General features: G+C 72.1%; 16 protein-coding genes. 10 read left to right on the top strand and 6 right to left on the bottom strand.

Translation table 11 applies throughout. The features are described 5' to 3' along the window. Positions 1-56 precede the first annotated feature (56 nt). Positions 57-851: a metal-dependent hydrolase gene (locus FBY22_RS25975; protein ID WP_142149845.1), complete on the top strand. Its 795-nt coding sequence runs from the start codon at positions 57-59 to the stop codon at positions 849-851. Positions 852-904: 53 nt separating this feature from the next. Here the strand turns inward: FBY22_RS25975 and FBY22_RS25970 are convergent, their stop codons facing one another. The 4 genes from FBY22_RS25970 to FBY22_RS25955 all read right to left on the bottom strand — a co-directional run bounded on the left by FBY22_RS25970 (position 905) and on the right by FBY22_RS25955 (position 6106). After that, entirely contained in the window at positions 905-1177 is a 273-nt protein-coding gene (locus FBY22_RS25970) for a type B 50S ribosomal protein L31 (RefSeq protein WP_142149843.1), read from the bottom strand. Between the two features lie 36 nt (positions 1178-1213). Further along, positions 1214-1684 carry a DUF5709 domain-containing protein gene (locus FBY22_RS25965; RefSeq protein WP_142149840.1) on the bottom strand — a complete coding sequence of 157 codons (471 nt, stop codon included), beginning with the start codon at positions 1682-1684 and terminating at the stop codon, positions 1214-1216. A gap of 847 nt (positions 1685-2531) precedes the next feature. Then, positions 2532-4313 carry an ABC transporter ATP-binding protein gene (locus FBY22_RS25960; protein WP_142149838.1) on the bottom strand — a complete coding sequence of 594 codons (1782 nt, stop codon included), beginning with the start codon at positions 4311-4313 and terminating at the stop codon, positions 2532-2534. Then, a complete protein-coding gene (locus tag FBY22_RS25955; RefSeq protein WP_142149836.1) occupies positions 4310-6106 on the bottom strand; it encodes an ABC transporter ATP-binding protein in 1797 nt (598 codons plus the stop codon). The genes FBY22_RS25960 and FBY22_RS25955 overlap by 4 nt, the downstream gene beginning before the upstream one ends. 132 nt (positions 6107-6238) lie before the next feature. Here FBY22_RS25955 and FBY22_RS25950 point away from each other — a divergent pair, with 132 nt between their 5' ends. Then, positions 6239-6976 carry a L,D-transpeptidase family protein gene (locus FBY22_RS25950; protein WP_142149834.1) on the top strand — a complete coding sequence of 246 codons (738 nt, stop codon included), beginning with the start codon at positions 6239-6241 and terminating at the stop codon, positions 6974-6976. A gap of 57 nt (positions 6977-7033) precedes the next feature. Next, positions 7034-8626, top strand: a complete 1593-nt coding sequence (locus tag FBY22_RS25945; protein ID WP_142149832.1) for a peptide-N4-asparagine amidase — start codon at positions 7034-7036, stop codon at positions 8624-8626. A gap of 147 nt (positions 8627-8773) precedes the next feature. Here the strand turns inward: FBY22_RS25945 and FBY22_RS25940 are convergent, their stop codons facing one another. Continuing rightward, complete coding sequence (locus FBY22_RS25940) at positions 8774-9232, bottom strand: MarR family winged helix-turn-helix transcriptional regulator (RefSeq protein WP_142149830.1); 459 nt, start codon at positions 9230-9232, stop codon at positions 8774-8776. 104 nt (positions 9233-9336) lie between these two features. Here FBY22_RS25940 and FBY22_RS25935 point away from each other — a divergent pair, with 104 nt between their 5' ends. Both FBY22_RS25935 and mltG read left to right on the top strand, forming a co-directional pair. Beyond that, complete coding sequence (locus FBY22_RS25935; RefSeq protein WP_142149828.1) at positions 9337-11139, top strand: ABC transporter ATP-binding protein; 1803 nt, start codon at positions 9337-9339, stop codon at positions 11137-11139. Between the two features lie 43 nt (positions 11140-11182). Next, positions 11183-12034, top strand: coding sequence for an endolytic transglycosylase MltG (gene mltG / locus FBY22_RS25930; protein ID WP_142149826.1), 852 nt, complete (start codon positions 11183-11185; stop codon positions 12032-12034). A 13-nt stretch (positions 12035-12047) separates the two neighbouring features. On the opposite strand, the gene FBY22_RS25925 is transcribed toward mltG, so the two are convergent. After that, positions 12048-13124 carry an NAD(P)-binding domain-containing protein gene (locus FBY22_RS25925; RefSeq protein ID WP_142149824.1) on the bottom strand — a complete coding sequence of 359 codons (1077 nt, stop codon included), beginning with the start codon at positions 13122-13124 and terminating at the stop codon, positions 12048-12050. Between the two features lie 85 nt (positions 13125-13209). Here FBY22_RS25925 and FBY22_RS25920 point away from each other — a divergent pair, with 85 nt between their 5' ends. The 5 genes from FBY22_RS25920 to FBY22_RS25900 all read left to right on the top strand — a co-directional run bounded on the left by FBY22_RS25920 (position 13210) and on the right by FBY22_RS25900 (position 20567). Further along, a complete protein-coding gene (locus FBY22_RS25920; protein WP_142149822.1) occupies positions 13210-13638 on the top strand; it encodes a YjbQ family protein in 429 nt (142 codons plus the stop codon). A 172-nt stretch (positions 13639-13810) separates the two neighbouring features. Continuing rightward, a complete protein-coding gene (locus FBY22_RS25915) occupies positions 13811-14773 on the top strand; it encodes a cyclase family protein (RefSeq protein WP_142149820.1) in 963 nt (320 codons plus the stop codon). Between the two features lie 130 nt (positions 14774-14903). After that, entirely contained in the window at positions 14904-17780 is a 2877-nt protein-coding gene (locus tag FBY22_RS25910; RefSeq protein ID WP_142149818.1) for a SpoIIE family protein phosphatase, read from the top strand. A gap of 136 nt (positions 17781-17916) precedes the next feature. Continuing rightward, a complete protein-coding gene (locus tag FBY22_RS25905) occupies positions 17917-19464 on the top strand; it encodes a sugar ABC transporter ATP-binding protein (RefSeq protein WP_142152522.1) in 1548 nt (515 codons plus the stop codon). Continuing rightward, entirely contained in the window at positions 19461-20567 is a 1107-nt protein-coding gene (locus tag FBY22_RS25900; protein WP_142149816.1) for an ABC transporter permease, read from the top strand. The genes FBY22_RS25905 and FBY22_RS25900 overlap by 4 nt, the downstream gene beginning before the upstream one ends. Positions 20568-20591: the final 24 nt, after the last annotated feature.

The raw sequence follows: 20591 nt of genomic DNA, 5'->3' as shown, positions 1-20591 counted from the left end.
TCAGCGCACCCGGTCAACTGGACAGCGGCACACTAAGAATGGGGCGGGCAACGGCCATGATGGGACCAGCACACTCACTGTCGGGGGCCGCGGCCTGGCTCGGCGTCGGTGCGGCGGCCGCCGCGACCGGGCACTCGATGCCCTGGCCGGTCCTCCTGGTCGGTGCCCTGATCTGCGCCGGAGCGGCCCTCGCCCCGGACCTGGACCACAAGGCGGCCACCATCTCCCGCTCCTTCGGGCCCCTGTCCCGCTGGCTGTGCGAGATCGTCGACAAGCTGTCCTATGCGGTCTACAAGTCGACAAGGAAGCAGGGCGACCCGCGCCGCTCCGGCGGCCACCGCACGCTCACCCACACCTGGCTGTGGGCGGTGCTTGTCGGTGCGGGTGCGTCCGCCCTGGCCGTCAGCGGTGGCCGCTGGGCGGTGCTGGCCATCCTCTTCGTGCACATGGTGCTGGCCATCGAGGGACTGCTGTGGCGGGCGGCGCGCGGCTCCAGCAGCGACGTCCTGGTCTGGCTGCTGGCCGCGACCAGCGCCTGGATCCTCGCCGGGGTCCTGGACAAGCCGGGCAACGGCTCCCACTGGCTGTTCACCGAGCCCGGCCAGGCCTACCTGTGGCTGGGGCTGCCGATCGTGCTGGGCTCGATAGTGCACGACATCGGGGACGCGCTGACGGTGTCCGGCTGCCCGATCCTGTGGCCGATCCCGATCGGCCGCAAGCGCTGGTACCCGATCGGCCCGCCGAAGTTCATGCGGTTCCGGGCGGGCAGCTGGGTCGAGCTGAGGGTGCTGATGCCGGTGTTCATGCTGCTGGGCGGGGTGGGCTGCGCGGCCGCCCTGAACTTCATCTGAGGCAGCCGGCCCCTCACCGTGAGGGGCCGACGGGGCGGACGGAGTCGCGGGCCTCAGCCGTCGCCGCCCTGGCCTTGGCCCGGCCCGCCGCCGTAGCGCCGCTCGAACTGGGCGATGCGGCCCTCCGAGTCCACGGTTCGCGCCTTGCCGGTGTAGAAGGGGTGGCTCTCCGAGGAGATCTCGACGTCCACCACCGGGTAGGTCTCGCCGTCGTCCCAGTCGATGGTCTGTTCGCTGGTGGCGGTGGACCGGGTGAGGAAGGCGTAGCCCGCGGCGCGGTCCCGGAAGACGACCGAGTGGTAGTCGGGGTGCTTGTCCTGCTGCATACGTGCTCCTCGTGCGCAGTGGGGGCGGCGGACAGGTCAGCCGTAGAGGGAATCCTCGTCGACGATGTGCATGGCCGCCTCCTCTGCGGAGGCCGCGGCGCCGTCGATGCCCACGTCGGTGGCGATCAGGGCGCTCTCCTCGTCCTCGTGCGCCCCCTCGTCGGGAGCCACAAGCCGGCCGGAGCGCACCGCACCGACCTCGTTGTCCAGCAGCTCCCCGTCGGTGCCGTCGACATCGCCGAGTCCGTCTCCGTCGGGCGCGACGAAGTCCGGGAGCTCCTCGGCGAGACGCTCCTCCAGCGTCTCCCCATGGTGCCGCTCCGCCGCCGTCACGTCGGCACGCTCCACCGCCCAGGGGCGGTCCGGCGGCGACCAGCCCCGGTCGAGGGGGTCGTCGACACCGTCGTACTCCAGGGTGTCCTCGGAGTCGAGCAGCCCGGTGTCCTCCCGCTGGTCGGATCCGTCGGGCTGGTAGACGTCGTCTCCCCATCCCTCGGCGCTGTTCACGGGGTACCTCCAGGTGCTGGGGACGGGCCCGTTCCGGTCAGGCCCGGCGTCGGGCCGCCGGTGCGCGGAGCACAGGCCGTGCCCGTGCGGACCGCAAGGTCCTCGGGGCGTTCCCCGAGCCGGTGCCGGTATCCAGACTTCCACTGTCGCTCGGCACCGCGCAACGCCACGGCCCGAGCGGGCCGTGGACCACGGGCACCGGGCCGGCTCGGCACCTCCAGCGCCCTCGCGGCGGCCCCACCCCCCAACGGCCCCCGCCCCGCGCCCCCCGTCCGGTGGCCCCCGCCCGGCGGGCTCCCACCCCGCGACCCTCCGTCCGGCGGCTACCGTCTGGCGGTCTCCCGCCCCCGCACCTCCCGTCCCTCGGTCTTCCGTCCGGCGGACTCCCGCTCCGCGACCCCAGCCCGGCGGACTCCCGCTCCGCGACCCCAGCCCGGCGGACTCCCGCTCCGCGACCCCAGCCCGGCGGACTCCCGCTCCGCGACCCCCGCCCCGCGGGCTCCCACCCCGTGACCGCATCCCGCCCGGCGGGCCCCCATCCCGCGACGCTCCGCCCGGCGAGCCCCCGCCCCGCGGGCTCCCACCCCGTGGCCGCATCCCGCCCGGTGGGCCCCCATCCCGCGACGCTCCGCCCGGCGAGCCCCCGCCCGGCGAGCCCCCGCCCCGCGGGCTCCCACCCCGTGGCCGCATCCCGCCCGGCGGGCCCCCATCCCACGACGCTCCGCCCGGCGGGCCCGCCCCCCATCCCACGACGCTCCGCCCGGCGGGCCCGCCCCCCATCCCACGACGCTCCGCCCGGCGGGCCCCCGCCCCGCGACGCTCCGCCCAGCAGCCCCCCGCCCGGGTCTCACCCGTGCCAGGACCGCCACAGCGCCGCGTAGGCGCCCTCGGCGGCGACCAGCTCGTCGTGGCTGCCGAGCTCGCTGATCCGGCCGTTCTCGACCACGGCGATCACGTCCGCGTCGTGCGCGGTGTGCAGGCGGTGGGCGATGGCGACCACCGTGCGCCCGTCCAGGACGCGGGCGAGGGAGCGCTCCAGATGCCGGGCCGCACGCGGGTCCAGCAGGGACGTCGCCTCGTCCAGGACCAGCGTGTGCGGGTCCGCCAGTACGAGGCGGGCCAGCGCGATCTGCTGGGCCTGGGCCGGGGTGAGCGCGAGGCCGCCGGAGCCGACCTCGGTGTCCAGACCGTCGTCCAGCGCCCCGGCCCAGCCGTCCGCGTCGACCGCGCCCAGCGCCGCCCACAGCTCGGCGTCGTCGGCGTCGGTCCGGGCGAGCAGGAGGTTGTCGCGCAGGGAGCCCACGAAGACGTGGTGCTCCTGGTTGACGAGGGCCACGTGGGAGCGGACGCGTTCGGCGGGCATCCGGGACAGTTCCGCGCCGCCGAGGGCGACCTGGCCGGTCCGCGGGGCGTAGATCCCGGCGAGCAGCCTGCCCAGGGTGGACTTGCCGGCGCCCGAGGGGCCGACCAGCGCCAGCCGGGTGCCGGGAGCGACGTCCAGGGACACCTGGCGCAGCACGTCCACGCCCTCGCGGTAGCCGAAGTGCACCCGGTCGGCGTGGAGGTCACGCCCGTCCGGGGAGAGCGCGTCCTCCCCGGCGTCCGGTTCGATGTCCCGGACCCCGACGAGGCGGGCCAGCGAGACCTGGGCGACCTGGAGTTCGTCGTACCAGCGCAGGATGAGGTTCACCGGGTCGACGAGCATCTGCGCGATCAGCGCGCCCGTGGTCAGCTGGCCGACGCCGATCCAGCCCCGTAGGACGAACCAGCCGCCGATCATCAGGACCGAGGCGAGGACCGTCACATGGGTGAGGTTGATGACTGGGAAGAGCACCGACCGCAGCCACAGGGTGTAGCGCTCCCAGGCGGTCCACTCGCGCACCCGCCGGTCCGACAGCTCGATCCGGCGGTCGCCCAGGCGATGGGCCTCGACCGTGCGGCCGGCGTCGACCGTCTCGGTGAGGGCGGCGGCCACCGCGGCGTAGCCGGCGGCCTCCGAGCGGTAGCCGTGGGGAGCCCGCTTGTAGTACCAGCGGCAGCCGATCACCAGCAGCGGGACGGCGACCAGTACGGCGGGCGCCAACGGAGGCACGGTGACGACGAGACCGCCGAGCAGCAGCACCGCCCACACCACGCCGATCGCCAACTGCGGCACGGCCTCGCGCATCGCGTTGGCCAGCCGGTCGATGTCGGTGGTGATGCGGGAGAGCAGGTCGCCCGTGCCGGCCCGTTCCAGGACACCCGGCGGCAGCCCGACGGACCGCACCAGGAAGTCCTCGCGCAGGTCGGCCAGCATCCGCTCACCGAGCATCGCCCCCCGCAGCCGCACCTGCCGCACGAAGACGGCCTGCACGGCGAGCGACAGCACGAACAGCGAGACGGTGAGGGGGAGATGGAGTTCCCGGGCGCCGTCCGACACCCGCTCGACGAGGTCGCCGAGCAGCCACGGGCCCGCCAGCGAAGCGAGGACGGACGCCGTGTTGACGGCGATCAGGACAAGGAAGGCACGGCGGTGCCGGCGGAACAGCTCGGCCACGTAGGCGCGTACGGTCGCCGGGGCGCCGACGGGCAGGGTGTTCGCGGTGGTCGGGGCCGCCGGATCGTAGGCCGGTGGCGCCACGCCGATCATGCTGTCTCCTCGATCTCTTCCAGTGCGTTCAGTTCCTCGAGCGCGCCGTTCAGGGCGGCCTCTTCCTCGGTCTCGCGGGTCACGACGGCCCGGTACCGGGGTTCGGTGTGCACCAGTTCGCGGTGCAGGCCGATCGCCGCGACCTCGCCCTCGTGCACGAGCACGACCCGTTCCGTGCGGTCCAGCAGCAGCGGGGAGGAGGTGAAGACCACCGTCGTACGCCCCTGCCGCAGGGCGCGCAGTCCCTCCGCGATCCGCGCCTCGGTGTGCGAGTCCACGGCCGAGGTCGGCTCGTCCAGGACCAGCACCTCGGGGTCCGTGACCAGCGAACGGGCCAGGGCGAGCCGCTGGCGCTGCCCGCCGGACAGGGATCGTCCGCGTTCGGTGATCCGGATGTCCATCGGGTCCTCGGCGTTCAACGACCCCTGCGCCAGGGCCTCCAGCACGTCCGCGCACTGGGCGGCCGCCAGCGCGTCCCGCGCGCTGACGGCACCGGAGGCGGGCACGTCCAGCAGCTCGCGCAGCGAACCGGACAGCAGTACCGGGTCCTTGTCCTGGACCAGCACGGTCGCGCGGGCGGTGTCCAGGGGCAGTTCGTCGAGGGGCACCCCGTCCAGCAGCACCGACGTGCCCGGCTCGGCGGGGTGTCCGCCCAGCCGTTCGGCGAGCAGTCCCGCCGCGTCCGGGTCGCCGCACACCACCGCGGTGAGCCGGCCGGCCGGGGCCAGCAGACCGGTCGCGGGGTCGTACAGGTCGCCTGCCGGTGCGTCGCCCTGCCGTGCGCCCCCCGTGTCCGTGGCCCGCTCGAGCGACAGCACACGTGCCGCCCGCTTGGCCGACGGCCGGGAGAAGGAGTACGCCATCGCGATCTCCTCGAAGTGGCGCAGCGGATAGGTCAGGACCATCACCGAGCTGTAGACGGTGACCAGTTCGCCGATGGTGATCCGGCCCTGCCGGGCCAGATGGACGCCGTACCAGACGACGGCGATCAGCAGCAGACCCGGCAGCAGGACCTGGATCGCGGAGATCAGGGACCACATGCGGGCGCTGCGCACGGCGGCGTGGCGGACTTCCTGGGAGGCACGGCGGTAGCGGTCGAGGAAGAGTTCCTCGCCGCCGATGCCGCGCAGCACGCGCAGGCCTGCGACGGTGTCCGAGGCGAGTTCCGTGGCCCGTCCGGCCTTCTCGCGCTGGACGTCGGCCCGACGGGTGGCGCGGGGCAGCAGCGGCAGCACCGCCACCGCCAGCAGGGGCAGGCCGAGGGCGACCACCGCGCCGAGGGTGGGCTGGTAGACCAGCAGGGCCACGCAGACGAGGACAACGGTCGTGGCCGCCGCGGTGAACCGGGAGACGGCCTCCACGAACCAGCCGATCTTCTCGACGTCACCGGTGGACACGGCCACGACCTCACCGGCCGCCACCCGCCGGGTCAGGGCCGAGCCGAGCACGGCGGCCTTGCGGGCGAGCAGCTGCTGGACGCGGGCGGCGGCCGTGATCCAGTTGGTGACGGCGGCGCGGTGCAGGAAGGTGTCGCCCACCGCGACGCACACGCCGACGAGCAGCAACAGAGCGCCGGTCAGGGCCAGTCGGCGGCCGGAGCGGTCGACCACGGCCTGTACGGCGAGGCCCACGCAGAACGGCAGCGCGGAGACGGCCACGAAGTGCAGCAGCCCCCAGGCCAGGGACTTGAACTGGCCGCCCAGTTGGTTGCGGCCCAGCCACCACAGGAACCGGGGACCCGAGCGCGTGTCCGGCACACCCGGATCGGGATACGGAAGGTCTTGGATCTGCATGACGACTGCGTCCCAGTGGCTCGTGTCAAGGGTGGGTGGAAACCGCGTTCGGCGGCAGCAAACCGTGACAGGTTCGCCTCGCAGCGTGGTCAATGGCAAACGGTTTTCCCCGCCGCCGTACAAAATGGGGCGATGCGAATGAACGGTGCGCCGCGCGCGGCGATCGCGTTGGTGGCCACGGGGACACTTCTCGCCGCACTGGCGGCATGCGGCGACGCCCGCCACGGCCGGCCCCCGCAACGGACCGGACGGACCGGCGCCGCCGGAAAAGCGGCCGACACCCCCGCGCACCGCGGCATCCCGGGCGTCGGCGAGCGGCTGGGACGGCGCATTCCCGCCGACACCGGACAGGTCGTCGCCGTCTACGGCGAGGGCAGGGACGCGCCCGACTCGAAGGTCGTCCTGTACACGAAACGCGGCTCGGCCTGGCAGGAGACGCGCAGTTGGCCGGCGCACAACGGCAAGAAGGGCTGGACGGCCGACCACCACGAGGGCGACCGGCGCAGCCCCGTCGGCGTGTTCACCCTCACCGACGCCGGCGGCGTCCTGCCGGACCCCGGGGCCCGGCTGCCGTACACGCGGGACGCGTCCTTCGCGGCCCCGCGCTGGTGGGCCGAGTCGCACTGGCACGACTTCGACTACGTCATCGCCATCGACTACAACCGAGTCAAGGGCACCCCGCCCAACGACCCGGCCCGGCCCGAGGGCGAGTCCAAGGGCGGCGGCATCTGGCTGCACATGGACCACGGCAGCGGCACCTCCGCCTGCGTCAGCCTGTCCAGGCCGGCGATGGAGTACCTGCTGCGCACGCTGGACCCGGACCGGCACCCGGTGGTGGTGATGGGGGACAGAGCCGACCTGGAAAGCTAGTCTCCGCGCCGGAGGCGTCATTGCCACGCGGTGCCGACTCGCCGTAGAACACCGGCCATGAAGAGACGGATCGTCATGTCCATGCTTGCCGGAGCGATCCTCCTGGCGAGCACCGTCCTCGGGGCCGCTCCGGCGCAGTCCGCCGACGTCCCCGCCGAGTTCGGCACCGACTGGCACGACCCGGTGACCGCGGCGCCGCCCGTCGGGAAGCCGTCCGGCACGTCCTGCCAAGTCACCCTGGCCGAGACGCAGTTCCGGGACTTCACCCCGTACCGGGGCACGTACTCCCCGCCGAAGGGCTGCGGCGACCGCTGGAGCAAGGTGGTGCTGCGCCTCGACGGCAAGGTCAAGGGCCGGCAGTACGACCGGCTCGGCTATCTGCACGTCGGCGGGGTAGAGATCCTGCGCACCTCGACGCCCGAGCCCTCACCCGACGGCATCGCCTGGTCCGTCGAGAAGGACGTCACGCGCTACAGCGACACCTTCCGCCGCCCGCAGGACGTCGAGATGCTCATCGGGAACGTCGTCGACGACACCTACACCGGCGTGATCGATGTCAACGTCACCCTGACCTTCTACGCCGGGAAACCGGCCGCCGTCCCGGACCGCGTCCTCACCCTCGGGCAGGACAACACCCTCACCACCCCGCGCAACAGCGAACGCATCGTCGCCGAGGTGTACGCCACCGGATCGGGCGGCGGCTGCGAGGAGTTCTGGTATCTGGCGGTGCCGGACAAGGCGCCGTACTCCTGCCAGGCCGACGGCGGGCCCTACCGTGAGGTCCAGATCAAGGTGGACGGGCAACTGGCCGGAATCGCCGCGCCGTTCCCGCACGTGTGGACCGGCGGCTGGTCGAATCCCTTCCTCTGGTACGTCGTTCCGGGCCCACGTGCCTTCGACGTCAAGCCGATCGAGTACGACCTCACGCCCTTCGCCGGGCTCCTGAACGACGGCCGGCCGCACCGCGTCGACGTCTGGGTCGTCGGCGTGCCCGAGGGGCAGAGCGGCTGGAGCGCGCCGGTCGACGTGTTGGTGTGGCAGGACGCGAAAAGCTCCCACGTGACCGGCAAGTTGACCGTGCACAAGGTCGGCGACCTCGCCAACTCCTCCACTTATACGGCCGGTTCGCCGGAGCGAGTGGACACCGACGCCGGTCACCGGCTGACCGTGGCCGGCTATCTGGACACCTCTCACGGCCGGGTGACGACGACCGTCAGCCGCTCGCTCGCGAACACCTCCGAGCACGTGTGGACCGACGGCGAGAACACGGACTCGCTCGACGCCACATGGACGGACGACGAGTCGGTCACCGTCGACGGCCGGGGCCCGGCCCGCACGACGGCCACGCACCGGACGTACACCATGGACGGCTCGATCACGATCGGCGCCAACGACCGGCTGCGTACCGTGCTGTCGCTCGGTGACCGGGCCGTGGTCGCGGGGGCGGTCGGCGGCCGGCGGACCATCTGGTCGCGTCTCGACGACACCGTGTCCGGCGACGCCGCCTGGACACTGAACGTGCCGCGCGACCAGCGCCATGCCGTCGGCACGACGAGCGAGCGGTATCGGCTGTACGGGGTCGGCGGCTGCTACGACCGCACCCTCACGGCCGTCCAGGGGGTGCTGACGGAGGACCGGAACGACTGTTGAGGCCAGTGCGGGGCGGGAGCGTCGGCTGCGGGTGCGTGGGGGTTGATCGCGCGGTTCCCCGCGCCCCTAGAGGTGGGACCACTGCATGTCCCTGAAAGGGGCGCGGGGAACCGCGCGACCAGCCACGAGGCGACCCGCAGCCGCCCGCTACCCGCAGTGCCCGCCCCCCTCCGCCGCCCCGTCCACCAGCATGTTCAGCAACTCGCCCAGCACCTCGCGCTGCTCCTCCGTCAGGGGCGCGAGGATCTCCTGCGCGGCCGACCTCCGCGCGCCCCGCAGTTCGCGCAGCGCCTTGCGGCCGTCGTCCGTGAGCTCGATCCGGATCACCCGGCGATTCGTGGGGTCCGGCACCCGGCGCACCTTGCCGCTCGCCTCGAGGCCGTCGACCAGGGATGTCACCGCGCGCGGGACCACCTCCAGGCGCTCGGCGAGGTCGGCCATGCGCGGTGGTGCGCTGTAGTGCGCCAGGGTGCGCAGCAGCCGGGACTGGGCCGGGGTGACGCCCATGCCGCACTGCTCGATGTGCCGCTTCTGGATGCGGTGGACCCGGCGGGTGAAGCGCAGCAGCTGCTCGGCGAGCAGGCCGTCGGGATCGGGGGTGGTCATGGAGGGAACAATATCAGGATGCAGTTCATTGTGAGTATAGGTAACAATGAGCTAAGCTCCGCCAGTCTTCACCCTCACCGTTCCCTCACCTCACGCAGGAGCCCATGCATCCCGATCGAGAACCCCGCTGGACACCGCCGGCCGACGCCAAGGAGCAACCCCGGCAGGTGCGCCGCATCCTGAACCTCTTCCGTCCCTACCGGGGACGCCTGGCGGTCGTCGGCCTCCTGGTCGGCGCCGCGTCCCTCGTCTCCGTGGCCACGCCCTTCCTGCTGAAGGCAACCCTCGACGTCGCCATCCCGCAGGGCCGCACCGGTCTGCTCAGCCTGCTCGCGCTCGGCATGATCGTCAGCGCCGTGCTGACCAGCGTCTTCGGCGTGCTGCAGACGCTGATCTCGACGACCGTCGGCCAGCGCGTCATGCACGACCTGCGCACCTCGGTCTACGGCCGTCTGCAGCGCATGTCGCTGGCCTTCTTCACCCGCACCCGCACCGGCGAGGTGCAGTCCCGCATCGCCAACGACATCGGCGGCATGCAGGCGACCGTCACCTCGACCGCCACCTCCCTGGTCTCCAACGTGACCAGCGTGGTCGCCACGATCGTGGCGATGGTCGCCCTCGACTGGCGCCTGACCCTCGTCTCCCTGCTGCTGCTCCCGGTCTTCGTCTGGATCAGCCGCCGCGTCGGCAACGAACGCAAGAAGATCACCACGCAGCGCCAGAAGCAGATGGCCGCGATGGCCGCCACGGTGACGGAGTCGCTGTCCGTCAGCGGCATCCTGCTCGGCCGCACCATGGGCCGCTCCGACTCGCTGACGCAGTCCTTCGCCGAGGAGTCCGAGGGCCTGGTCGACCTCGAAGTACGGTCGAACATGGCCGGGCGCTGGCGCATGGCCGTCATCACCATCGTCATGGCCGCCATGCCGGCCGTCATCTACTGGACCGCGGGCATCGCGCTCCAGGCCGGCGGCCCCGACATCTCCATCGGCACGATCGTCGCCTTCGTCTCGCTCCAGCAGGGCCTGTTCCGGCCGTCCGTGAGCCTGTTGTCGACCGGCGTGCAGATCCAGAGCTCGCTAGCGCTCTTCCAGCGCATCTTCGAGTACCTGGACCTGCCCATCGACATCACCGAGCGGGACGAGCCGGTCCACCTCGACCAAATCAAGGGCGAGGTCCGCTTCGAGGACGTCGAGTTCCGCTACGACGACGAGGGTGCCCCCATCCTCGACGGCATCGACATCTCCGTACCCGCCGGCAGCAGCCTCGCGGTCGTCGGTCCCACCGGCGCCGGGAAGTCGACGCTCGGCTATCTCGTCCCGCGCCTGTACGACGTCACCGGCGGCCGGGTCACCCTGGACGGCGTGGACGTGCGCGACCTCGACTTCGACACCCTGGCCCGCGCGGTCGGCGTCGTCTCCCAGGAGACGTACCTCTTCCACGCCTCCGTCGCGGACAACCTGCGCTTCGCCAAGCCCGACGCCACCGACGAGGAACTGCACGCGGCGGCGAAGGCGGCCCAGATCCACGACCACATCGCGGCACTGCCCGACGGCTACGACACGGTCGTGGGCGAGCGCGGCCACCGCTTCTCCGGCGGCGAGAAACAGCGCCTGGCCATCGCCCGCACCATCCTGCGCGATCCGCCGGTGCTCATCCTCGACGAGGCGACCAGCGCCCTCGACACCCGCACCGAGGCGGCCGTCCAGGAGGCGATCGACGCCCTGTCCGCCAACCGCACCACGCTGACCATCGCCCACCGCCTGTCCACCGTCCGCGCCGCCGACCAGATCGTGGTCCTCGACTCCGGGCGGGTGGCCGAGCGGGGCACGCACGAGCAACTGCTCGACCGCGACGGCCGGTACGCGGCGCTCGTACGCCGGGATGCCCAACTGGAACCGACAAGCTGAAAATATGCCGAGATTGTGACGATATGCGGGTTAACGTGCCCGCATGTACCTGAACACTCCGCCACGGAGAACGATTCGACTGACGCGCAGGGGCCGGCTCGCCCTCATCGCGACCGGAGCCGTCGTGGCCGGCACCGCCGTGGCGGTGCCGCTGCTGAGCGTGGAGAGCGAGAAGGACGCCAAGCCGACGACCTTGGTGATCCCGGAGGGCTGGCGTGCGGGGCAGGTCTACGACGCCGTGGACAAGGCACTCGCCCTGCCGCCCGGCAGCACCAGGAACTCCCTGGCCAAGGCCAGGCTGAAGCTCCCGAACGATGCCGAGGGCAACCCGGAGGGCTACCTCTTCCCGGCGACGTACCCGCTGCGGCTGAGCGGGAAGAAGGCGACGCCCGAGGCTCTGCTGTCGTCCATGGTCGACACCGCCGACAAGAAGTTCAACGGCGCCCCGGTCGCGGCCGGTGCTCAGCGCAACGCGATGAACGTCTACCAGGCGGTCACCATCGCCAGCATCGTGCAGGCCGAGGCCGCCTCCAAGGCGGACATGGCCAAGGTGGCGCGGGTCATCTTCAACCGGCTCGAGCGCGGGATGCCACTGCAGATGGACTCCACCCTCAACTACGCGCTGAACCGCTCCACGCTCAGGACCAACACCAACGTCACCCGGATCGACAGCCCGTACAACTCCTACCAGCGCATGGGCCTGCCGCCCACGCCCATCGACAACCCGGGCGAGGACGCGATGCGCGCCGCGATCAACCCGGCCCCGGGGGACTGGCTGTACTTCGTGACGGTCAAGCCCGGCGACACCCGTTTCACCGCCGACTTCGCCCAACACCAGCGCAACGTGGCCGAGTTCAACGCCCTTCAGAAGAAGGGCGCGAGTCCGGCCAGGTGAGTCCGGCGGGGTGTCAGGCGGCCATCGACTCGCTCGCCAGCAGCCGCCTGATGTCCCGTACGGCCGCGCGCCCGGCCCGGTTGGCTCCGATGGTGCTGGCCGACGGGCCGTAGCCGACGAGATGGACACGGGGGTCGGTCACCGCGCGTGTGCCGTCGACGCGGATTCCGCCGCCGGGCTCGCGCAGCCGCAGCGGCGTCAGGTGGTCGATGGCGGCCCGGAAGCCGGTGGCCCACAGGATGACGTCCGCCTCGACGTGCCGTCCGTCGGCCCACGCCACGCCGTCCGGCGTGATCCGGTCGAACATGGGCCGGCGGTCGAGGACCCCGTCCGCGATGCCCTGCCGGATCGCGTCGTTGAGCGGCAGCCCGGTCACCGAGACCACACTGCGGGGCGGCAGTCCCTGGCGCACCCGCTCCTCCACCAGCGCGACCGCCGCGCGGCCCACCTCCTCGGTGAAGGGGCCCTCCCGGAAGACGGGCGGACGTCGGGTCACCCAGGTGGTGGCGGCCGCGTGGCCGGCGATCTCCAGCAGATGCTGGGTGCCCGAGGCCCCGCCGCCCACCACGACCACCCGCCTGCCCGCGAACCACTCGGGGCCGGAGTACTGCGCGGTGTGCAACTGCCGTCCCAGAAACGTCTCCTGGCCCGGATAGCGCGGCCAGAACGGCCGGTCCCAGGTGCCGGTGGCGTTGATCAGCGCCCGGGTCGACCAGGTGCCGTCCGAGGTCTCGACGAGCAGCCGCCCGCCCTCGCCCTCGCGCACCGCCCGCACGTCGACGGGCCGGCGCACGCGCAGGTCGAAGCGGCGCTCGTACGCCGCGAAGTACTCGGTGATCACCTCGGCGGACGGGCGCGCGGGATCGGCGTCCGTCAGCTCCATGCCGGGCAGCGAGTGCATCCCGTGGACCTTGCCGTACGTCAGCGACGGCCAGCGGAACTGCCAGGCTCCGCCCGGGCCGGGGGAGTGGTCGAGGACGACGAAGTCCCGCTCCGGTTCGAAACCGGTGCGGCGCAGGTGATAGGCGCTGGACAGACCGGCCTGGCCGGCACCTGTGACGACGACCTCGACCTCGCGCGTGTTGTTCACATTTCTACTAACCCTCGGGGCGTCGAGGATCTTCCCCCCGATCGCTCTCAGGCGCGCGGGACGCCGTATGGGCCAGGATGGGGGCATGTCAGATGCCTTCACCACCCGAGTCCTGAACATCACCACCGGCTCCGCGGAGAGGGTGGCAGACCTGACCCGAGACTGCGAGGCCTTCCTGCGCGAGGTGGCAGCCGGGCGCGACGGTCTGCTCAACATCTTCGTGCCCCACGCGACCGCCGGCATCGCGATCATCGAGACGGGCGCCGGCAGCGACGACGACCTGCTCGCCGCCCTGCACACCATCCTCCCGGCCGACGACCGCTGGCAGCACCGCCACGGCAGCCCCGGCCACGGACGCGACCACGTCCTGCCGGCCTTCGTGCCGCCCCACGCGACGCTGCCCGTGGTGGACGGCGGACTGGAGCTGGGGACCTGGCAGTCGGTGTGCCTGGTGGATACGAACAGGGATAATGCGGAGCGGAAGGTGCGTTTCTCGTTTCTTGCGGGCTCCTGACTGCAACCTCGGTCTCTGGGCGGCTCATTTCCTCCGTACCGGAGCCCCTGTATGTGCCGGACCGCACGGTGTCTCGCGACAGGCACTTCACGCGTACTCGCCCACCGATCCGTGTCGCGTCCGGTGACGTCCTGCCGTCGGAGCCGTTCCAGCCTGGAAGCGGTGAGTACGGATGAGTCCGAGTTCCGCCGATGCCGCGCATCCCGCCCCGACCGGTGTCGGCAACGGGCCCGCCGTCTCCCGTCGGGAGTTCGACGCACTCTTCGAGGCGGTTCGCACGTGGGGTCGCTGGTCACCGGCCGACCGCGGTGCCTGGAACCGGGTCACCGCGGACCAGGTGCGGCGGGCCGCGGCGCGCGTGCGGACCGGGACGGTCGTCCCGCTGGCGCTGCCGTGGAACACCCGGCCCGGCCCCGGCAACCGCAAGCCTGCCTTGCACCACATGACCGACCTCGGTGACGTTCAGGCGCCGGAACCCTCCACCCACAAGGACTTCATCGCCGCCGACTACCACGGCAAGGGCATCACCCATCTCGACGCGCTGTGCCACATCGCCTATCGGGGGCAGCTCTACGACGGTCGCACGGCACACGAGGTCGTCGATGCCGCGGGCGCCCGCTTCGGCGCGGTGTCGACGCTCGGGCCCCTCGTCACGAGGGGAGTGCTCCTCGACCTGCCCGCCGTCCTCGGGTGGTTGGAGCCGGGGCGAGCGGTGCACGCGAGGGACATCGTCGTTGCGGAGAAGGCGCTCGATGTGACGATCGGCGATGGCGACGCGGTACTGCTGCGCTCGGGACACGTCCGGCGCCGCGAGGAACTCGGCGCCTGGGACCCCGACACGGCCGGCGCGGGCTTTCATGTGGACGCCCTGCCGCTGCTGGCCGAGCGTGGCATCGCGCTGCTCGGCGGAGACGGCGACAGTGACGTACGGCCCTCCCCGGTCGACGGCGTGCACTCGCCGGTCCACGCCCTGGCTGTGGCCGCGATGGGGATGCCGCTGCTGGACAACCTCGACCTGGAAGCGCTGTCCGCCGCGACCGCGACGGCGGGGCGCTACGACTTCATGCTCGTCGTGGCGCCGCTGAACGTCCCGGGCGGGACGGGCTCGCCGGTCAACCCGGTCGCGGTCCTGTGACGCCGATCCGGTCCGGTCACCGTGTGTGAGAGGCCTTGCGAACGGTGACTCCCGCCTCCAATACCCGTATCCTCGTCCATATCGGGCATTTCGGAAGGGTTGACTGTCGAAGGCGCGAGTGAGGCGGAGCGTGGTTCGGGCCAGCGAAGATCCGATACCGGCGGGGCGTGGGCCAGGCGGCACGGGGCCCGCCGGCTTCCGTGAGCGGTTCCTGCAGGGTGAGCCGATCGAGACGGGCGTGCGCGCGTCGATCCTGAATTCCTGGCGGCGCTGCCGCACCCTGGGGCTGTCGCCGGACCAGTCCGACCTTCCCTTCCGGGAGGACTTCGAACCGGACGGACGGATCGTCCGCGCGGCGGTTCCGGTGCTCGACCGGCTGCAGGCCACGTTCGCCGGCACCGCGATGAACATCTCCGTCGCCGACGCGAGCGGGACGGTTCTCCTGCGCCGTTTCGGAGAAGCGTCGCTGGCCAGAGCCCTCCCGGCCATCCAGAGTGTCCCCGGGTTCGTGTTCGCCGAGAAGGTCGCGGGTACCAACGGCATCGGTCTCGCCCTGGCCGAGCGCCAACCCATCCGGGTCTACGGTGCCGAGCACTTCGCCGAGCGCTCTCAGGGCAGTGCCTGCCGCGCGCTTCCCGTCCGCGACCCGCTCAGCGGCCGCATCGAGGGCGTCCTGTGCTTCGGCTATCCGCGCAGCGCCGAGGATCCGGCGCTGGACACCGTGATACACAAGGCGGCCGAGACCATCGAGCGGCGACTGCTGGAGCAGAGTTCCTCGCGTGAGCGCGCTCTGCTGCGGGCGTACCTGGACAGCGGAGCCGAGGCCGCCGCGAGTTCGCGGCACCGCATGGGGGTGCGGGAACTGGCCGTGGAGATGAGCCCCCGCGACCGGGCGATCCTCATGGAGAAGGCCGCCGAGCTGATCGCCTGCGCGCAGCGGGCCCGTGTCGACGTGCCCCTGTCCGACGGCCGTCGGGTCGCGCTCGTGAGCCGGCCAATGACGAGTGCCTCCGGAGTGCAGGGCTTCGCCATCGAGGCCGTTGTCCCCGGTCCCTCACCGCGCGAGCCCCTCGCCTTCCCGCGTCAGCTCCACGAGCCGCTGGGCCTCCCTCCCGAGCTCGCCGTCGCCACCTCCCTCACGTTCTCCGGGGCTGTCCCCGACGTGGCGCCCCGGCAGCTCCACGTCACCCCGCCGTCGGAGCATCTTCCCGGCACGGAGCACGGCCCCGTCGCCGTGGGCGTCCAGCACGTCACGGCCGGCGACGGCGCGACGGACGAGACTTCCGACTCCCCGCCCCCGGCGCGAGGGCTCATGATGGTGGGGGAGCCCCACGTGGGGACCTACGCCCTGGCCGCGCGCCGCCGCCTGGAATTGTTGTCGGAGGCCGGCGTCCGCATAGGCACCACCCTTGATGTGCGCACTACCGCCCGGGAGCTCGCCGAGTCGGCGGTGCCGCAACTGGCCGACTTCGTCACCATCGACCTGCCGGAAGCCGTGCTCCGCGGCGAGGAGTCCGCCGATCCCCGCAGTGACCTACGCCGTACGGTGGTCCACGGCATCCATGACGACTGTCCCTTCCATCCGGTCGGCAAGCAGATCGACTACGGTCCGACGATGCCGCAGTCGCGGTGTCTGACGAGTGGCCAGGCAGTGCTGGAACCGGACCTGAAGACTGCCGCGGGCTGGTTCGCGCAGGACCCTGAGCACTCCGCACAGCTGCTCAGCCACGTCCACTCCCTCATCGCGGTGCCCCTGGTCGCCCGCGGCGCGGTCCTGGGCGTGGCCGGCTTCTACCGCGCGCAGGGCTCGCCACCGTTCGGGGACGACGACCGGTCGCTGGCCCAGGAACTGGCCGCCCGTGCCGCACTGTCCATCGACAACGCCCGGCGCTACACGCGCGAACGCGCCATGGTCCTGGCCCTGCAGCGCAGCCTGCTCCCGCACGGTGTGCCGGACCAGGACGCCGTCGAGGTCGCCCATCGCTACCTGCCCGCCGAATCCGAGGTGGGCGGGGACTGGTACGACGTCATACCCCTGTCCGGCAGCCGCATCGGGCTCTTCGTCGGCGACGTCGTCGGCCACGGCATGCTCTCCGCCGCCACCATGGGGCGGCTGCGCACGGCCGCCCGCAGTTTCGCCGAACTCGACTTCCCCCCGGACGAGGTCCTCACCCACCTCGACAAACTCGTGGGACGCCTGGACCGGGAGGACCCCGGCGCCGTGGACGCGGGCATCGTCGGCGCGACCTGTCTCTACGCCATCTACGACCCGACCACGCAGCAGTGCACCATGGCCCGCGCCGGCCATCCCCCGCCCGCCCTGGTCCGCCCCGACGGCACCGTGTGGTTCCCCGACCTGCCCGCCGGACCGCCGCTCGGCCTCGGCGGTCTGCCGTTCGAAGCCGCCGAGCTCGACCTCCCTGAGAACAGCCAGCTGGTCCTCTACACCGACGGGCTCATCGAGGACCGTCACCGCGACGTCGACGTGGTCCTCGATCAGCTGAGCGCCACGCTGACCCAAGCCCACGGCACGCCCGACGAGACCTGCGAGGCGGTATTCGACACGGTGGCCCCCGCTCACCCCTGCGACGACATAGCCCTGCTCGTCGCCCGCACCCACGCCCTGGACCCCGAGCGGATCGCCACCTGGGACCTGCCCGCGGACCCGGCCCTGGTCAGCGAGGTGCGCGCCTCCGCCACCCGGCAACTGACCGACTGGGGAATCGACGAGGCCGCGTTCGCCGTCGAACTGGTGCTCAGCGAGCTGGTCACGAACGCCATCCGCCACGGCGCAGGGCCCATCCGGGTACGGCTGCTTTACGACCGCGTCCTGATCTGCGAGGTCTCCGACACCAGCAACACCGCCCCGCATCTGCGCCGAGCGGCCGGCACCGACGAAGGCGGCCGCGGCCTGTTCCTCGTCGCGCAGCTGACGCAGAGCTGGGGCACGCGCTACACCCAGCAGGGCAAGGTCATCTGGGCCGAATGCGGGCTCGAGGGGGCCTGAGGCGCCGGCCCCGGCGATTCTCTGCTCCGTTGGGGTCACAGAGAGCGGCCAGATGTCCCAAAATGTGTGGCACGTGCCGCTAATGTCACTGATGCGCATCGGGAAGAACATGACAGGTCCAACCCCGGAGAGGTCCGTGCACGAGGCCCACGACACCTCTGCGCATCCGGTCCCGCCCTTCGGGGCGGAACCTCTGGTCCGTGTCCGCGGACTTGCCAAGCGCTTCGGGGGAACCCTCGCGCTCGCCGGGATCGACCTCGATGTCCACGCCGGCAGCGTCCTCGCCCTCCTCGGTCCCAACGGAGCGGGGAAGTCCACGCTCATCAAGGTGCTCGCCGGCGTCCACCACGCCGACTCGGGGCAGGTCACCGTGGCCGGGCACCCGCTCGGGAGTCCCGCCGCTTCCCGGCACATGTCCTTCATCCATCAGGACCTCGGCCTGGTGGAGTGGATGACGGTAGCCGAGAACATCGCTCTGAGCACCGGGTATCCGCGCCGCGCCGGACTGATCTCCTGGCGGCTCACCCGAGAACACTGCACCGAGGCCCTGCGGGTCGTCGCCGGACATCTCGACCCCGACACGCCGATCTCCCGCCTCGCCCCGGCCGAGCGTTCGCTTGTCGCCGTCGCACGAGCCCTGGCGGCACGGGCGAGACTCATCGTCCTCGACGAGCCGACCGCCCGCCTGCCCGCCGCGGACTGCACCCGGCTGTTCCGGGTGCTGCACACCCTGCGCGACCGGGGGCACGGCATCCTCTACGTCAGCCATCGCCTGGACGAGGTGTACGAGGTCGCCGACACCTTCGCCGTGCTGCGCGACGGACGCCTGGTCAGCCACGGCTCGCCGGCGAGCCACACTCCTGCCCGCCTGGTGCGCGCCATCACCGGTGAGGGGCCGACCGATCACCGCCCCGCCACCACCCCGCCCGGCGGCCCGGCCATCCTGACCCTGGAGGGGGTGCGCACCCCCGACGCGGGACCGGTCAGTCTGGAGCTCAGGCGGGGGGAAGTCCTCGGCCTGGTCGGCCTCACGGGCGCCGGACACATGGACCTCGCCCGAGCCCTCGCGGGCGCCCGGCCCCTCCTCGGCGGACGGGCATTTCTCGGCGGTCGCCCGTACCACCCCCGTACGGTCGTGGACGCCGTCGGACGGGGTATCGCCCTCGTCCCCGGTGACAGACAGCGGGAAGGTTGCCTCGCCGAGCTGACCGTACGGGAGAACCTCCTGGCCAACCCCCGGGCGGGAGGCATGTCGGCGCTGCGCTGGATCAGCCCCCGCCGCGAACGCGCCGAGGCCGGCACCCTGATCGAACGGTTCTCGGTGCGTCCCGACGACGGCGAGGCTGCCATCGCCACCCTGTCCGGGGGCAACCAGCAGAAGGTCATGATCGGCCGGTGGCTGCGGCTGGCCCTGCGCCTGCTGATCCTCGAGGAACCGACGGCGAGCGTGGACATCGGTGCCAAAGCCGCGATCCACCGCCTGCTCGACGAGGCCCTTGCCGCCGGCCTCGCGGTCCTCCTCATCTCCAGCGACTTCGAGGAGGTCGTGGCCGTGTGTCGGCGCGCCCTGGTCTTCGTCCGCGGATCCGTGACGACCGAGCTGACCGGCCCGGCCCTCACGGTCACCGAGCTCACGCGGGCGGCTTCGGCCCTGCCCTCCTCCGGAACCGCGGCGAATCCGTGACCGGCTCCCCCTCTCCGGCTGCGCCCCCACCACGGCCGCGTCGCTCGGGACCACCGAGGCGACTCGCCCGACTGCACGGCCGCAGCGGGCAACTCATCGGCGCCTACGGCCTCCTGACCCTCACCGCCCTGCTCTTCCTGATCTTCTCCCTCACCCTGCCGCGTACCTTTCCCACCCGGGACACCGTCGACTCGATCCTGTCCAACCAGTCGATCCCGGCCATCCTGGCACTCGCCGCGATGGTCCCCATCGTGACCGGCGCGTTCGACCTCTCCATCGGCTACGGTCTCGGCCTGGCGCACGTCATGGTGATGCAGCTCGTCGTGGGCGCCGGCTGGCCTTGGCCGCTCGCCTGCCTCACGGTGATCGCCGGAGGGGGTGTCGTGGGCGTCCTCAACGGTGTCGTCGTCGAATTCGGACGGATCGATTCGTTCATCGCCACGCTCGGGACCGGCAGCATGATGTACGCGGTGACCGGATGGGTCACCGGCGGCGGCCGGATCGTCGCCGGCCCGCAAGGCCTCCCGGCCGCCTTCACCGACATCTACGACTCGACGTTCCTCGGCCTGCCGGTTCCCGCCTTTTACGTGCTCGCGCTCGCGGTCGCCCTCTGGGTGGTGCTGGAGCGGCTGCCGCTCGGCAGGTACCTGTACGTCATCGGCTCGAACCCACGCGCCGCCGACCTGGTCGGCATCCCGACCCGCAAGTACACCGTCTACGCCTTCGCCGCGTCGGGACTGATCGTCGGCTTCGACGGAGTGCTGCTCGCGGCCCAGCAGCAGATCGGCAATCCCAGCGTCGGCCTCGACTACCTGCTGCCCGCATTCGTCGGGGCCCTCCTCGGCTCCACCGCCATCAAACCCGGGCGCCCCAACGCCCTGGGCACCCTCGTCGCCGTCGCCGTCCTGGCCGTCGGCCTCACCGGCATCGCCCAGATGGGCGGCGACTTCTGGACGGTGCCGTTGTTCTACGGCGGCACCCTGCTCATCGCCGTCGGACTGGCCGGCTACTCCGCTCGTCGCCGACTGCGCACCGGTGCGGTCGTCGCCCGCGGTTCGCCCACCGCGACACAGGACGACGGCACGCGGGCCAGCCCTCCATGACCTACGCCGCGGGCACCGCCAGAG

This window comes from Streptomyces sp. SLBN-31, assembly GCF_006715395.1.
Classification (GTDB): Bacteria; Actinomycetota; Actinomycetes; order Streptomycetales; family Streptomycetaceae; genus Streptomyces.
The sequence above is the reverse complement of the archived record's forward strand: the minus strand, read 5'-3'. Positions and strand labels throughout refer to the sequence as shown.